This window comes from Acinetobacter sp. YH12128, assembly GCF_013418655.1.
Taxonomy (GTDB): Bacteria; Pseudomonadota; Gammaproteobacteria; order Pseudomonadales; family Moraxellaceae; genus Acinetobacter; species Acinetobacter amyesii.
Genome location: NZ_VPBO01000013.1, coordinates 103,467 through 117,859, shown reverse-complemented (window position 1 = coordinate 117,859; position 14,393 = coordinate 103,467). Strand labels below are relative to the sequence as shown.

Annotated in this window: 15 protein-coding genes; 7 read left to right on the top strand and 8 right to left on the bottom strand. The window is 41.3% G+C overall.

Translation table 11 applies throughout. The annotated features are described in order from the left end of the window. Positions 1-203: 203 nt before the first annotated feature. Positions 204-1,724 carry a catalase gene (locus tag FTU64_RS08555; protein ID WP_180059562.1) on the bottom strand — a complete coding sequence of 507 codons (1,521 nt, stop codon included), beginning with the start codon at positions 1,722-1,724 and terminating at the stop codon, positions 204-206. A gap of 1,178 nt (positions 1,725-2,902) precedes the next feature. Between FTU64_RS08555 and FTU64_RS08550 the strand changes: the two genes are divergently transcribed. Next, positions 2,903-3,058 (top strand): hypothetical protein, encoded by a 156-nt coding sequence (locus tag FTU64_RS08550; RefSeq protein WP_180048820.1) that lies wholly within the window; start codon positions 2,903-2,905, stop codon positions 3,056-3,058. A gap of 595 nt (positions 3,059-3,653) precedes the next feature. Here FTU64_RS08550 and FTU64_RS08545 read toward each other — a convergent pair. Continuing rightward, positions 3,654-4,262, bottom strand: a complete 609-nt coding sequence (locus tag FTU64_RS08545; RefSeq protein WP_180002945.1) for a TetR/AcrR family transcriptional regulator — start codon at positions 4,260-4,262, stop codon at positions 3,654-3,656. 91 nt (positions 4,263-4,353) lie between these two features. Here FTU64_RS08545 and FTU64_RS08540 point away from each other — a divergent pair, with 91 nt between their 5' ends. After that, positions 4,354-6,015: an acyl-CoA dehydrogenase family protein gene (locus tag FTU64_RS08540; protein WP_180055607.1), complete on the top strand. Its 1,662-nt coding sequence runs from the start codon at positions 4,354-4,356 to the stop codon at positions 6,013-6,015. Between the two features lie 195 nt (positions 6,016-6,210). Next, positions 6,211-6,411, top strand: coding sequence for a hypothetical protein (locus tag FTU64_RS08535; RefSeq protein WP_078189843.1), 201 nt, complete (start codon positions 6,211-6,213; stop codon positions 6,409-6,411). 22 nt (positions 6,412-6,433) lie between these two features. On the opposite strand, the gene FTU64_RS16365 is transcribed toward FTU64_RS08535, so the two are convergent. From FTU64_RS16365 to FTU64_RS08515, 5 genes are all read right to left on the bottom strand, one after another. Then, positions 6,434-6,718 carry a DJ-1/PfpI family protein gene (locus FTU64_RS16365; protein ID WP_257222220.1) on the bottom strand — a complete coding sequence of 95 codons (285 nt, stop codon included), beginning with the start codon at positions 6,716-6,718 and terminating at the stop codon, positions 6,434-6,436. Positions 6,719-6,736: 18 nt separating this feature from the next. Then, a complete protein-coding gene (locus tag FTU64_RS16360) occupies positions 6,737-7,015 on the bottom strand; it encodes a hypothetical protein (RefSeq protein WP_257222219.1) in 279 nt (92 codons plus the stop codon). A 67-nt stretch (positions 7,016-7,082) separates the two neighbouring features. Continuing rightward, a complete protein-coding gene (locus FTU64_RS08525; protein WP_180059538.1) occupies positions 7,083-7,556 on the bottom strand; it encodes a hypothetical protein in 474 nt (157 codons plus the stop codon). Between the two features lie 34 nt (positions 7,557-7,590). After that, the gene (gene ptsP, locus FTU64_RS08520) at positions 7,591-9,888 is read right to left on the bottom strand and encodes a phosphoenolpyruvate--protein phosphotransferase (RefSeq protein WP_180005299.1); all 2,298 of its coding nucleotides are present in this window, start codon (positions 9,886-9,888) and stop codon (positions 7,591-7,593) included. Between the two features lie 77 nt (positions 9,889-9,965). Beyond that, a complete protein-coding gene (locus FTU64_RS08515; protein WP_078189729.1) occupies positions 9,966-10,445 on the bottom strand; it encodes an RNA pyrophosphohydrolase in 480 nt (159 codons plus the stop codon). 182 nt (positions 10,446-10,627) lie between these two features. On the opposite strand from FTU64_RS08515, the gene FTU64_RS08510 reads away from it, so the two are divergent. The 3 genes from FTU64_RS08510 (at position 10,628) to FTU64_RS08500 (ending at position 12,190) form a co-directional block, all read left to right on the top strand. Then, on the top strand, positions 10,628-11,284 hold the full coding sequence (locus FTU64_RS08510; RefSeq protein ID WP_180055609.1) for an HAD family phosphatase: 657 nt from the start codon (positions 10,628-10,630) through the stop codon (positions 11,282-11,284). A gap of 93 nt (positions 11,285-11,377) precedes the next feature. Beyond that, positions 11,378-11,851 (top strand): DUF2628 domain-containing protein, encoded by a 474-nt coding sequence (locus FTU64_RS08505; protein ID WP_180055610.1) that lies wholly within the window; start codon positions 11,378-11,380, stop codon positions 11,849-11,851. A gap of 96 nt (positions 11,852-11,947) precedes the next feature. Then, positions 11,948-12,190, top strand: a complete 243-nt coding sequence (locus tag FTU64_RS08500; protein ID WP_078189726.1) for a DUF2789 family protein — start codon at positions 11,948-11,950, stop codon at positions 12,188-12,190. 618 nt (positions 12,191-12,808) lie between these two features. On the opposite strand, the gene FTU64_RS08495 is transcribed toward FTU64_RS08500, so the two are convergent. Further along, a complete protein-coding gene (locus FTU64_RS08495) occupies positions 12,809-13,672 on the bottom strand; it encodes a LysR family transcriptional regulator (protein ID WP_078189725.1) in 864 nt (287 codons plus the stop codon). A 469-nt stretch (positions 13,673-14,141) separates the two neighbouring features. Here FTU64_RS08495 and FTU64_RS08490 point away from each other — a divergent pair, with 469 nt between their 5' ends. Further along, a complete protein-coding gene (locus FTU64_RS08490; RefSeq protein ID WP_180005297.1) occupies positions 14,142-14,351 on the top strand; it encodes a hypothetical protein in 210 nt (69 codons plus the stop codon). Positions 14,352-14,393 lie beyond the last annotated feature (42 nt).

The following is a 14,393-nucleotide window of genomic DNA, read 5'->3' as shown; positions in this document are numbered from 1 at the left end:
AGCAAGTAACTTGGACCAGTGTTGATCATTTAGCATTGTTCGAGGCATAGCGAGTGTAAAATTGGGTTTGGCGATTTAATTTTACTATCTCGCTATTTTTTTAATCAACAAATGTCAACAGACCCTAATTAAAAGGTAATTGGAATATTTAATGCCAAGAAAAAACCACCTTAAAAGGTGGTTTTTTTATTCAAAGATAAAACTTAAAGCAAGCCAGGATTACCTTGAGCTGGATCAGTTGCACGAGCAGCTTGCGCATCCGCTACAGTTAAGCCTAATGCTTTTGCAACACCTTCACCATAAGCTGGATCACATGCGTAACAGTTACGGATATGACGGTATTTAATGAAGTCGAGTGCATCGCCCATTGCGCCAGCAGTGTTATTAAACAATGCTTGTTTTTGTTCATCATTCATTAAGTTGAATAATGCACGTGGTTGACTGAAATAGTCGCTGTCATCTTCACGATAATCCCACAAGTCAGCATCACCAGTAATTTTCAATGGTGGTTCTTTGTATTGTGGTTGCTCTTGCCATTGGCTGAAGCTGTTTGGTTCATAATGCGGTGTTGCACCATAGTTACCATCCATACGGCCTTGACCATCACGACGGTTGGAATGAACAGGGCAACGTGGTGCATTTACAGGAATTTGGTAATGGTTTACACCCAAGCGATAACGTGCAGCATCAGCATAGTTGAATAAACGCGCTTGCAGCATACGGTCAGGTGAGAAGCTAATGCCCGGCACCAAGTTACTTGGTGCAAAAGCGGCTTGTTCAACATCTTGGAAATAGTTTTCAGGGTTACGGTTGAGTTCGAATTCACCCACTTCAATCAACGGATAGTCGCCTTTAGGCCATACTTTGGTTAAATCAAATGGGTGATAAGGTACTTTTTCTGCATCAAGTTCAGGCATAATTTGAACGTACATTTTCCATTTTGGAAAATCGCCGCGTTCAATTGCATTGAACAGATCGGTTTGTGAGCTTTCACGGTCTTTGGCAATAATCGCTTCAGCTTCAGCATCGGTTAAGTTTTTAATGCCTTGTTGAGTGCGCATGTGGAATTTAACCCAGAAGCGTTCATTATTGGCATTAATAAAACTGAAAGTATGACTGCCAAAACCATGCATATGACGGTAACCATCTGGAATACCGCGGTCAGACATCACAATAGTAACTTGGTGTAGAGCTTCAGGTAGTAAAGTCCAAAAATCCCAGTTATTAGTTGCACTACGCTTATTGGTTTTAGGATCGCGTTTTACTGCTTTGTTTAAGTCAGGGAATTTACGAGCATCACGTAGGAAGAAGACAGGGGTGTTATTACCAACTAAATCCCAGTTACCTTCTTCAGTATAGAATTTAAGGGCAAAACCACGAATATCGCGTTCTGCATCTGCAGCACCACGCTCACCCGCTACGGTAGAGAAACGAGCAAAAAGTTCAGTTTTTTTACCAACTTCTGAGAAAATTTTAGCGCGGGTATATTGGGTAATATCGTTAGTCACGGTAAACGTACCGAAAGCACCAGAACCTTTGGCATGCATACGACGCTCTGGAATTACTTCACGAACGAAATTACCGAGTTTTTCATTAAGCCATAGGTCTTGGGCAAGTAAAGGACCACGTGCACCTGCCGTCATACTGTTCTGATTATCTACAACAGGAGCACCAGCATCAGTTGTTAGGTGGGTGACAGGACATTTTTTAACGTCGTCGCTCATTGAGTATCTCCATTATTATAATCATGTATTAAAGTTGGGAGTTATAACCTTTCAATTGATAACACGCTCAACAGCACATGACATTAACCGTTTTGTTAATTCATTTTAAAGTGACAATGTGACAACAGTTTTTCTCTTATTCTAAAATTTTTCAAGCAGCAATCAATCGAAGAGAAGTTATAAAACTGTAGCCGTTAAAAGCTTAAAAATCTCTATATACTTATTGACTCTAAAGCTTTCTGTGGCTTTTGACAAATGGAAAAATAGTTTTGTATAAATGGTTAATTCGATTGATTAAGTTATTGAATTTATATTATTTATTTATATATTTTGTTTTAATATTTTATCCATGAATTAAACTCAAATATGTTGCTATGATAGGTAGAAGAGGACGAACTAATTAAATCCATATTTTTATTATGGTTTTTTGCCTTCATATAGGTTTTTTAGCTGATTCTAGTTAATGAAAGACATTTTATGTTGTTAATATTGCAGAGATTTTCAACATTAAAGACATTATTTAATACTTAAAATAAGCTAAAAATACAGCTGAAGAAATATTGGCAAGTGGTCTAAGTTGTTTTAGAAAATTGTAAATAAATTCTTTATGGGGTGATGCTAGTTGTTACAGCTATCTTTATTGTTGTCAGGTCAGGTGTTGTCAGGTCAGGTGTTGTCACTCCAGCGTGAATCGATTCTTATATCATATCAACATACTAGGCAACCTTACGTGATCGCATATCGTAGTTGAGGGGGTTAATGGCGAACCCATTTTGACCTCGGGATATATTTTACTGCCAAAAGGATAAGCACTTAAACAAGGCTGGACCGTATTGGCATGAGCACATGGCACGACTGTGTGGCTGATACAAGTGCTCCTTCAAGTGATTATACAATGGGCCTGTATATAGTTTGTAACTAGTCATAGATGGTGCAATCGACAGTTGTTTGAGGCATGGCTATGTAGTGGTTGCAACAGATTATAAGGACTGGGTAAGCCAAAACTGCACCCTCATATAAATGCACCCAGTCAAGTTTATAATGTGGTGGATTCTGTACATGCACTGCATTCTTGCAAGCCGAAGCAATTTAATAAAGACTGGATGGAGATGGGGCATAGTCAATGTGGTGCAGCTGCTATTGCGGTTGCAGCTCAGGGATAAAAAGATGCGCTTGAATTGAATCTTAAAGCTGCAATACCCTTGGCACCGGGTGGTTATCAATATGAATGTATTGCTGAATACGTAGAAACCAATCCAAATCCAGATACCAATGTAGCGGCATTTTTCCCCAGCGTGTTGTTGGGAGCAGCCGAAGCAGATCGATCAATGTAGATCAACAGGTTAGTCCAGATATGCAGTCTTTACTATATCAGGCACGTAAACGTTGTCGATCAGAAATAAAAAATTTGTTAAAACAAGCACCTCAGCCAATCTTTTAAAAAATTCAGACTTAAGGCCATCCCTAAGCTATTTAAAACGGCAGTCGATTGAATATATGACCCTAACCGTAATACTGATGTTTGTTTAAGGCGCCGCAGACCATTTAGTCGATCACCTTGGTACTCAAAGTTATTACCAGAAAGTGTGCAAATAAAAATTGCCAGCAGTCTATCAGGCGATCCCAAATGGCTATCATCGGGGTGCATTAGGCCATAGTCCAAAATATACGGCTGAATTTTTAAAGAGCTTACAACTGGCCAGCATTGCAAAGGCGTATAAATGAGACAAGTAAGCTGGCAATAAAAGCTTAACTTCTAAAGCACTTTTATTGACGGATGAAACAAGTGATGAATGATTTTCTTCTACCGTAAAAATGAATTTCCTAAATATCTAAAATAACTGGTTTAAGAGCCGATTTTTTGTAAATAACATGACTTTATTTTATTCACCGATGCATTTGAAACATCATTAGACTTGTCCGCGAAGTCTAATCGCGCAACATATGAATTATATCTCGCTTTAATTCATCCCACTCCCCAAAATCAGGCTCAATCAATAAAGTTTGCGACACAAAGCCATAACACACCCGCTGCATATTTAAAGCCATCTGTTTGAGCTGTTCATCATCCTGTATAAATGGCTCAAGCATACTGCGCCACATTTGCACCATCATGGCATAACTCTTACGGTAACTTTCAATATCTGAAATCTGCCGTTCTAACAAAAACACCTGTGACCATAAAAACTGCTGTGCTTGAATTTGCTCAATTTGAAAATGAATAATTCGCTCTAAATAAGTCTGAAACTTCAAATCTGTGGATAACTTGATCAAGCTATGTGCATAACTTTTTAAGCTTTCCGCATTGTGTTTCACATGTAAATGAATGGTTAGCGCAATCAAATCTTCCTTTTTAGAAAAATATTCATAGAACGTTCCCAAGCCCACGCCTGCAAGGTCGGTAATTTCCCGAATGGTAATTTGGCTGGCAGGACGCTCATGCAAAAGCCGAACAAAACTGTCCTGTAAGGCTTCTTGCGTCAGTTTGGCACGTGATTGACGTGGCTTACGCCGTATTTGAATGGCTGAATGCTTCATATTTTTAAGCGCGGAAAACCGAACGTCTATGCTTTAAATTTTCTCTATACTGAAATGAAAAGCCAACAAGAACAAGCGGAAAATATAGACGATGAATACATTAGAACAGACATGGATGACGCATCAAATCAGCAACCAATTTGATGAACTGGAAAACTACAATCTATTTTCAAGTGATACGGTTTTACATGAAATCTTAAAGCGCTATGGCAGCCACGATCAGCCGATCTTATGCGAAATGGGCAAAGTCGCAGGTTCGAGTGAATACTTTCAGCATGGGGCTTTAGCCAACAAACATACCCCAATTTTACATGCCTTCGATGCTCGTGGTCGCCGTACTGACTTTATCGAATTTCATCCTTCATGGCATAAATGGATGGGACTCAACCGTCAGTTTGATACCCATGCGCATCCTTTTAATCAGCCTAACTCCAAGACTAAATGGGTGGAATGGGCAGCACGTTTTTATCTCGCAGGTCAGGTCGAGTGTGGCAATTTATGTCCGAACTCCATGACGCTGGGCAGTATTCCCTTAATTCAACGTGAACCTGAACTATGGGCGAAAATTGGCGAGAAACTATTATCGACGGAATATGATGAACGTGATGTACCCATCGCGAAGAAAAAGTCGATTTGGCTCGGTATGGGCATGACCGAAAAGCAGGGCGGTTCGGATGTACGCGCCAATGAAACCATTGCCGTGCCTGTAGCAGAAACAGGACGAGGCAAGGCTTATTTGCTCACAGGGCATAAATGGTTTTTCTCTGCGCCGATGTGTGATGCGCATTTGGTGGTGGCAAAAACCGAACAAGATGGCTTGGCGTGTTTCTTTGTACCGCGTTGGTTGGAAGATGGCACGAAGAATAATATTCAGGTGCAACGCCTAAAAGAAAAAGTCGGTAACCGCAGTAATTCAAGCTCGGAAGTCGAATTCAAAAATGCGTGGGGCATTATGATTGGTGAGGCAGGGCGTGGCATTCCAACCATTATTGAAATGGCGAATTACACCCGTCTGACCTGTTCGGTCGGTTCGAGCGCCATGCTGCGTCAAGCTTTGGTGCAATGCATTGCCTATACCCGTCAGCGTCAGGCTTTTGGTAAACATTTGATTGATCAACCGCTTATGCGTGCAGTCTTGGCAGATTTGGCTTTAGAAAGTGAAGCAGCGACGCAGCTCAGTTTCCATTTGGCGCAGTGCTATGAATCGGATGATACTTTGTCTGTGGCATGGAAACGCATCATGACCCCAGCAGCCAAGTTTTGGATTTGTAAGCGTGCCGTAGAGCTAACAGGGGAGATGATGGAAGTCTTTGGCGGCAATGGCTATGTCGATAACGGCATCATGGCGCGCATCTTTAAAGAAGCACCTGTGAATACCATTTGGGAAGGTTCAGGCAATGTCATGTGCCTAGATGTGCTGCGTGCGATTGGGCGTGACCCTGAATCTATTGAAGTGCTGTTTAAAGATTTGGCGAGTACAGCAAGTACAGATGAAAGCTTGCAAACAGAATTGCAGGACTTGTTCAGGTTGTTCCATCAATCACCTGAAGATTTACAATTTATGGGGCGCAGTTTGGTCAGTCGTTTAACGGTACTTGCACAAGCGGTGTTATTGAAACGCTATGCGCCTGATTATGTAGCAAATGGTTTTATTCAAAGCCGCTATAGTGCGAAACATGGGCAAGTGGTGGGCATGCTGGATGCTAAAAAGGTCGATGTAGAGCGAGTATTAGAACGGGCTTTTGCTAGCTAAATACAACGTATTTCCCTCTCTCAATGGGAGAGGGTTAGGGAGAGGGAAATAATGTGGCAAAGCAATTTTTTTTTGGCCTTGGGGCTAACTACGCTGTATCAAAAAGCCATAGGAAAGTGCTTGAAAAAATCTAAAAATAGATCAATATATGCACTACAGTACGAGGGTGCTGTATAGGCAAAAAGGTGAATGCAAATGGCAAAGAAAAAAGTCCTGCCTGAAGTTGAAGTTCGCAACTTTGTGGCAAAACACATGAACGATTTTAACAAAAGCCAAACTTTTGTAGATCGAAAGAAAAATGCAAAACGCGGCTATGCAAAGCACAAAAAAGGGGGATATTCGAATGATTATCTCCCTTTTTATTTCAGTGTATTTTTAAGTTTTCTAGTACGTTAAATTATTCTGCGTCAACATCTGCTTAAATAAATTCCGCATCATATTGCATACGTTTCGCTGTTTGCTTTGCAATCTCTAGGCCATGCAATTTGGCTACAATATAAAGCGATGCATTGATGCCCGAAGAAATCCCTGCAGCAGTAATAATTTTGCCATCATCGACATATTTCACATCGCTGAGCACTTCAACTTGAGGGAATTCTTGCGTGAGTCGTGGAATATCCATCCAGTGCGTAGTGGCTTTTAAACCATTCAGCAAACCAGCTTCTGCCAAAATAAAGGCACCTGTACAAATTGAAAATGTCAGTTGAGCCTGTGCATGACGCTACAGCAGCCATTCTCTTAATCGTTGGCTATACATCTCGATAGTCGCCGCACCGAGACCACATGGAATGACCAATAGATCAGTATGCGGGGCTGTGTCTAAGGTGTAATGGCTTTTGACCACCAAACCATTACGTGCCGTAATTTCGGGCTGCTCAGAAACGGTAAATACATTAAATAACTTTTGTTGCTCTGAGCAGCTACAAATTGAGAACACTTCAAAAGGGCCTGCAAAATCTAAGACTTCAACCTCGTTGAATACTAAGATAGCTACGTTCATTCAGATGGTTCCATGCGGCATTTAAAGCATTGGTTTTGAGTTGAAATGTAGAGCCCTAAAACACGACTTATTTTGAAAATAAGTTTTCAAACATTTTGTTGAATGTGGATTTTTGTTGTGGCCTAGATGCTGTGCTTTGATGTTTTACGGCGTTATTAGGTTGCTGAAGTACGTGTTCCACCTGACTGGTCAATTGCTCAAACCATGTTGCGTCGCTGTGCTGCGTCTGATTTAGCTGTTTGGCGCGCTGTGCAGCCAGCACCGATGGATCATTTTTACCTAAGCGGCGCTGCTGTGACGCAGTAATTTCTATACCGAGTAAGGGGGGAATACGAGAGCGGCTGACCGGAGCTTTGGATTTTGTTGGCTTGGTTGGGCGTATATTGACTTGTTGTGCTTGGGACGGTCTAGGTCGAGTTGAGGATACTTTTTCAATCGGTGTATCGTGTTGCAGCTCTAACATTTTTTGTTTGAGTTGCGGATGGATCTTTGTCATATAAAAGGCAATTGCGACAAAAGCCAGAAAAAATAAAAAATCCATCATCACCTCATTTTATTATTTTACATGAGTGTTCTTAAGCACTCACGATTCGGGTTGCCGATTTCACCATATCACCAAGACCATGAGTCTTGAAGTAGTACTCCATCATGCTTTTCACCATCAGTGGATTATTCATGCTCAAAGCACGATCCAAGAGCTCTTTTGCATCTGGCATCGGCACATGGCAGATGGCTTTACGGACTTTGAGGATATTACTCGAACTCATCGATAGGGTATTAAAGCCCATCGCCATCAGTAAAATAGCGGTGAGTGGATCACCGGCCATTTCTCCACAAATACTAATCGGCTTGTCGTATTTATGACATTCTTGCACCAAGCGAGTCAGCGCACGAAGTACGGCTGGGTGTGAGTGTGAATAGACATTGGCAACCCGTGGGTTATTACGGTCAACCGCAAGTAAGTATTGGGTTAAATCGTTAGATCCGACCGAGAAGAAGTCAACCAATTCAGCAAACTCATCGATCTGTAACAGCACACTCGGCACTTCGACCATGATGCCGATTTTGGGTTTGGTAATTTTCACCTGTTCTTCTTCTTGCACCGCTTGCCAGTCACGATCAAGCAAATACAACGCTTCTTCGACTTCGCTGACACTGGTCACCATCGGCAGCAAAATATGCAAGTTGTTCAGGCCAATACTGGCTTTGAGCATGGCACGAATTTGGGCTGAAAAAATCTCAGGATGATCGAGGGTAAAGCGAATTCCACGCCAACCCAGTGCTGAGTTTTCTTCTTCAATCGAGAAATAAGGAAGGTCTTTATCTGCACCAATATCGAGGGTACGCATCACCACTGGTTTATTGGCAAAATGACTGAGCTGTTGACGATAAATAGCGCGCTGTTCTTCTTCACCAGGGAAGCGATCACGCAGCATAAATGGAATTTCAGAACGGTATAGACCGACACCTTTGGCGCCACGTTGTACACCGCGAACCACATCGATCATCAAGCCAGTATTTACAAACAATCGAACTGCAACACCGTCAGGGGTGATGGCATCTTTGGTTTCGTATTGCTTCAGATCTTTAGCAATTTGCTCTTCTTCTTTTTGAATCTCTTTATAACGTGTGCGTAAACGACGAGGTGGATTGATGAATACACGACCTTGATGTGCATCGACAATCATTTCGACATCATCGAGGGTATTAATTGGTAGTTCAGTCACACCGACTACGGTTGGAATACCGAGGGCACGTGCCACAATCACCATGTGTGAGTTCATGGCACCTTCAGTGGTTACAATCGCCGCTATTTTATCGACAGGGAGTTCAACCAAGGCAGCCGTAGAAATTTCCTCACCAATTAAAATGCTTTCATCGGTGATTTCACGGTGACTGGCATCTGCTTCTTGCAAAAAGGCCAAGATACGACGCCCTAGATCTTTTAAGTCTGAAACACGTTCGCGGAGATAGTCATCTTCCATCTGTGCAAAGAGCGCAATATGTTTATCAATAACAATGCGTACCGAACCTTGTGCCCAGTTACCGTCACGAATTTCACTTTTGATTTCCGCGGGGAGGGCATTGGCATCGAGCATCCGCAAGAACACGCTAAATAATGCCCGCTCTTCGGCCATGAGGGCATCTTGCATCTTTTCATCGAGAGACAAAATTTCTTGACGAACTGCGTCTATGGCATTGTCGAGTAATTCGAGTTCTTCACTGATGTCATCGGCTTCACGATCGGGGACTGAAGCCAAATCAGCAGGTGGATACAGGATGACTGCACGACCTAGCGCAATACCGCCTGAACCTGAAATACCTTGGAAAGTTTTATAGGCAGGGAGGTTGTTTGGTTTACGAAAGACTTCAATATTCCCGACGGCATGTGCATGGGCAATCACCCCTGAAAGTTGAGCGCACAGGGTCACGAGGAAAGATTCGGCAGCTTCGCTAAAGTCTTGAGGCTCTTTGTTTTGAACCACCAAGACGCCCATAACTTTACGGCGATACATCACCGGAACACCGAGGAAGGAATTGTAAATTTCTTCCCCCGTTTCTGGCAGATACATAAAGCGTTCGTGTTTGGGTGCATTGTCTAAGTTGACGATTTCTTCACGTTGTCCAACTAAGCCGACCAAACCCTCACTGGTATGCAAAGAGACATGCCCAACGGCTTCAGGGTTTAAACCCTTAGAAGCCATTAGTAAATAACGATGATTTCGTTCATCAAGCAAGTAGATTGAGCAGACATCCACATGCATGGCTTCGGCCACTTGATTGACCATAATGTCTAAAGATTCATGCAAACTGGCCGACGCATTAATCTCTTGGACTATGCGTCTTAAGGTATCCAGTTGCATGTTCGACATCGTGTTTGCTCCAAAATTTATTCTGCTTTATTTATAACAACACTCATCCTAAAAATCTGCATCCATTCTGCAAATTTTTACGGTTTTTGCGGAAGCTGATTGCACAGCTCCACCATGGCTTTACGATATACATCGCGTTTAAAATTCACCACTTGACCCAAAGGGTACCAATAGCTGACCCATTGCCATTGATCAAACTCAGGTGGATCTGACAAATCCAGCTGAATATGCTGTGCTGAAGCTGTCAGTTTCAATAAAAACCACTTTTGCTTTTGACCAATACAAACGGGGTCTGAATCCGTACGTATATACCGATGTGGCAAACGATAGCGCAACCACCCTTGGGTTTGTGCTATCACCTGGACGTGTTCGGGCAGTAAGCCAACTTCTTCTCTCAGCTCACGGTAAAGTGCCTGTTCGGGGGTTTCTCCATGTTGGATACCTCCTTGTGGAAATTGCCAGGCATTGTGACCAATGCGCTTTGCCCATAAAACTTGTCCAATGTCGTTTGCCAAAATGATCCCGACGTTGGGTCGGAAACCTTCTGAATCGATCATTTGGCTACCTAAATATTGTGTAATTTATGACTTTGCTCACGGGGACGTTTTATTTCTGTGTCCATCTCGAAAAAGCAAAGTGTAAAAATGTTAAAATTGTTATGATCTTAACGAATTTCTATCGACTAGCGGAGATAGATTTACAATTTTTTTCTTAAATTTCAGCTTTTACGAGTATTTTCATGAAATTGGCACTGTTTGACCTTGATCACACCTTATTAAATACCGACTCAGACCATTCTTGGGGGGAGTTTTTGGTCAATGAAGGCTTGGTTGATCCAATTCGTCATCGTGCCATGAATGACAAATTTTATGATGATTATAAAAAAGGCCAGCTTGACCCGATTGCTTATAACGAATTTGTATTTGAGTTTTTAACCCAACATGACAATGCCTACTTAACTGAGTTACATCAGTTGTTTATGAAAAAAGTTATTCGTGCGCAAATGCGTCCTGAGGGCTTTGCTGCCATTCAGCGCCATCAAGATGCAGGACATCAATTGGTCGGGATCACCGCAACGTCTGATTTTATTACCGCACCGATTTTTCGTGAATTTGGTATTACTGAAATCATTGCGACCAATGCCGAAGTTGTGGATGGTAAATATACGGGTAAAGTGATTAATACTCCGTGCTACCAAAAGGGCAAATTAGTCCGTTTGAATCAATGGTTAGAAGGTCGTGATGTGACAGAATCTTGGGCCTATTCAGATTCAATCAATGATCGATTCTTATTGGAATATGCGGATCATGCAATTGCAATTAACCCAGATGACCGTTTAGAAGTCCTTGCAAAAGAACAAGGTTGGGACATTCAAGACTGGTCAATTCAAGCCTAAAAATAGATATGATAAAAAAGCATCTTGAGATGCTTTTTTATTTGATGTTCTTTTGATTAACCCTCGACTCACTTATTTGAACTATCGCTCCGTATGCAGACAGAAGCTTCTTTTAAACATTTAATTCAAATCTTTATTGGGCCACGTGCTCAATCTTATTTAAATTTCATTGAACAACAAGTTGGACAGAACAATGGTCTGAGTTGGGCAGGGCTAATTTTTGGACCCTATTGGTTACTCTATCGAAAGATGTACCGCTATTTCTTCTTATTCTTTGCTGTTGGTTTTTTGATTAGCATGTTGGCACTCATCATCGGTGTGCCTGAACAAGTCTTGATGGGGCTGTCATTGATTCCTAACCTCATACTCGCAGGGATCGGAAAGTGGCTTTATAGCGATTTTGCTGTGCAAAAGACCAAAGCCTATATGCAGCAGCCGAAATATAGTGAACAGGTGTTTGCTGAAGAAGGAGGAGTGAACTGGGGGCTGCCTTTATTGTTGGTATTTATTCAATCTGTCGTGATGATTATGCTCAGTTTGCCTTTTATTCAATTTTCACCGCTATAGAATTCTGTAATTGAGTGCGTGTTCGTTCCGTGTTATATCCTTAAAACAGAATAATTTTGTATCCATAAACAATAAGTTTTAACACGGAGAATGACAATGAGTGTACGTCCACGCATGACTCATCTATTTGAACAACTGGGTTTAGATTCGAGTGAAGACGCGATTGCTTTATTTATCGTGACGCATCAACTCAGTGCCCAAACTAAAATTACCGAAGCAGATTATTGGACAGATGCTCAGCGCCAGTTCTTGGCCGAAAAAATTAAGTCAGATGGTGAGTGGGCGATTATTGTCGATCAATTGAATGAATCATTACATGAAGATTCATTGACGAAATAAAACCGACAGGTCTTCCTTGGTTTTTTTAATGGGATCGGCTGAAATAGGCGATCCCATTTTTAATGAAAAACTGATGTTACGTACGTAAAAGTTATTTCGTGTTTTTAAAATGATTTTTAAGTCTATTCAACGAAGTCTTACATCTAGGAATTGAATAAATTGATTGGCCTTCGGCTGGAGGTACTTTTGTTTCGGCAAAAGTACCCAAAACCATTGTCATCCGCAAAACTCGTTCACTACCGTCTAATTATTCAAAGTATCGCAAAAACATTTTTGATGAGAAGTAGTCCTATCTCAAACACTTGCGGATGACCTTGCCGCGTATCGTTCTTATATTTGAATCAAATTGCACTTCTGATGTTACTGTATAACATCAGTGAAAAGAGGTTGAACTTTCACAATAAGTAAGAGCATCTATTGCTGACCTTGAGCCAAGCTACAAATATTGATGGCAGATTTGAAGGTCACTGCATTGTATATGATGACTATTCAACAAGGACTGTTCAACACTTGGCTAATCAAATCATTCGCTTTTTCTAAATGCTCAAACAGATCACTAAAAAAAGCCACCATAACGGTGGCTTGATTAATAATTGAATTTTGTAGGTAAAAATTCAATTAGATGTGTTTCATCAATTCAACCAGCTTTTGTGCAGCAAGTGACTGAGTACGGCCTGGGTGCCATACCATGCCCAATTGACGATTCATGTTTGAAGGTAAATTCAGTTGTTTTAAATCTTGGTTCAATAAGGTTTTAGGAAGGACAGACCAACCGAGACCAATGGAAACCAACATACGAATCGACTCAAGTGAGTTATTGCTCATGGTAACTTTTGGCTTGAGTCCATACTTTTCAAACTCAGCCAAGGTAATTTGACTGGTATAGGTTTGCGCTGCAGGTAAAAGACTTGGGTATTGGATCAAATCCTCTAAGGTCAAATGTTCGACTTGCGCCAAAGGATGGAAAGGCGCAACCACGAATACCAGTGGATCATTCCATGTCGTGATGTATTTTAAACGGCTGTCACCTTGTGGTGGTAAAGTCAAAAATGCCAACTCTAAGTCACCTGCCAAAACTTGCTCATGGGCTTGTTCAGAATCAACAAAGTGTACATCTAAGGTCACTTCTGGAAACTGTTGTACATATTGACGCAAATGCGCCGGTAAATGGTGTAAGCCGATATGATGGCTAGTGCCAATTTTCAGTTTACCTTGAACCTGACCTTGCTCATGGCTGAGCGTATGGTGAATATCGCCCAACTCATTCAGCCAGCTTTTTACTTTTGGCAAGAGAGAGTTTGCCGCATGCGTCGCTTGAACACCACGACCCGCCGATTCAAAAAGTTTGACACCGAAGTATTCTTCTAAACTGTGAATACGCTTGGTCACAGCAGGTTGCGTAATGAAGAGCTGATCTGCTGCCAAAGAGATCGAACCAGTTTCCATGACTTTTACAAAGGCTTCAAAGGCTGCGAGATTCATCTTCATTCCTATAAAGAATTTTTATGCGTAGTCTCATTGTTATAATATTTTAAGAATAAATCAAAGGAAAAGTTGTATCTTTTGATTTAAAACTAGGCGTTCAAGCCAGATGACGCTTTAAATCTGAGGGGATTTTCAGGGTTCAATAGTGTTATTTGAGTACTTGGTCACTGCATGATTTAAGATTGGGCTGTGACATTTTCAGCTCAAATGCGCTGTTACAAAGTTATTTTTTAAACCGAAACCGCAGTTATGCATAATATAAAAAATACAGGGCTGGAAAGTAATTCAACCGTTTGAATTAAAGAGGAGCGATGACGTTTCTTTTTAATTCAGTATTGAACTAAAACAAAAAAATGAACTCAAGTTTTGATGGCTTGGGGAACATACTTTTCAGTGAATAATTATAGCAACAGGTACAGTCATGGCTGCATCGATTAGCAATGTTGTACCTCACAGGGAGAAGGCGATGGATATTAAACACATTAAAAATTTATTGGATATTTTTGAAGGGACAGTCGAAAAGCGCTGTGCAATATATGAAATCGCAGATGACGAAGACGACGAAAACCGTGCAGCTGCCGAGTGTAATGCGGCAAAAAACAAACTGATTCTTGCGATAGAACAATTGATCGAGGCGCATGATCAGCTGGTCTTACAACAAAAACCCAAGCTTTGATGATCTGTCTACAATTGAATCTATAGGATGAAATGAATAGAA

Bases quoted from the DNA above. Each gene is read 5' to 3' on its own strand.
- FTU64_RS08555 (WP_180059562.1), bottom strand. From the start codon at position 1,724: ATGAGCGACGACGTTAAAAAATGTCCTGTCACCCACCTAACAACTGAT.
- FTU64_RS08545 (WP_180002945.1), bottom strand. From the start codon at position 4,262: ATGAAGCATTCAGCCATTCAAATACGGCGTAAGCCACGTCAATCACGT.
- FTU64_RS08540 (WP_180055607.1), top strand. From the start codon at position 4,354: ATGAATACATTAGAACAGACATGGATGACGCATCAAATCAGCAACCAA.
- FTU64_RS08535 (WP_078189843.1), top strand. From the start codon at position 6,211: ATGGCAAAGAAAAAAGTCCTGCCTGAAGTTGAAGTTCGCAACTTTGTG.
- FTU64_RS16360 (WP_257222219.1), bottom strand. From the start codon at position 7,015: ATGAACGTAGCTATCTTAGTATTCAACGAGGTTGAAGTCTTAGATTTT.
- FTU64_RS08525 (WP_180059538.1), bottom strand. From the start codon at position 7,556: ATGGATTTTTTATTTTTTCTGGCTTTTGTCGCAATTGCCTTTTATATG.
- ptsP (WP_180005299.1), bottom strand. From the start codon at position 9,888: ATGTCGAACATGCAACTGGATACCTTAAGACGCATAGTCCAAGAGATT.
- FTU64_RS08515 (WP_078189729.1), bottom strand. From the start codon at position 10,445: ATGATCGATTCAGAAGGTTTCCGACCCAACGTCGGGATCATTTTGGCA.
- FTU64_RS08510 (WP_180055609.1), top strand. From the start codon at position 10,628: ATGAAATTGGCACTGTTTGACCTTGATCACACCTTATTAAATACCGAC.
- FTU64_RS08505 (WP_180055610.1), top strand. From the start codon at position 11,378: ATGCAGACAGAAGCTTCTTTTAAACATTTAATTCAAATCTTTATTGGG.
- FTU64_RS08500 (WP_078189726.1), top strand. From the start codon at position 11,948: ATGAGTGTACGTCCACGCATGACTCATCTATTTGAACAACTGGGTTTA.
- FTU64_RS08495 (WP_078189725.1), bottom strand. From the start codon at position 13,672: ATGAATCTCGCAGCCTTTGAAGCCTTTGTAAAAGTCATGGAAACTGGT.
- FTU64_RS08490 (WP_180005297.1), top strand. From the start codon at position 14,142: ATGGATATTAAACACATTAAAAATTTATTGGATATTTTTGAAGGGACA.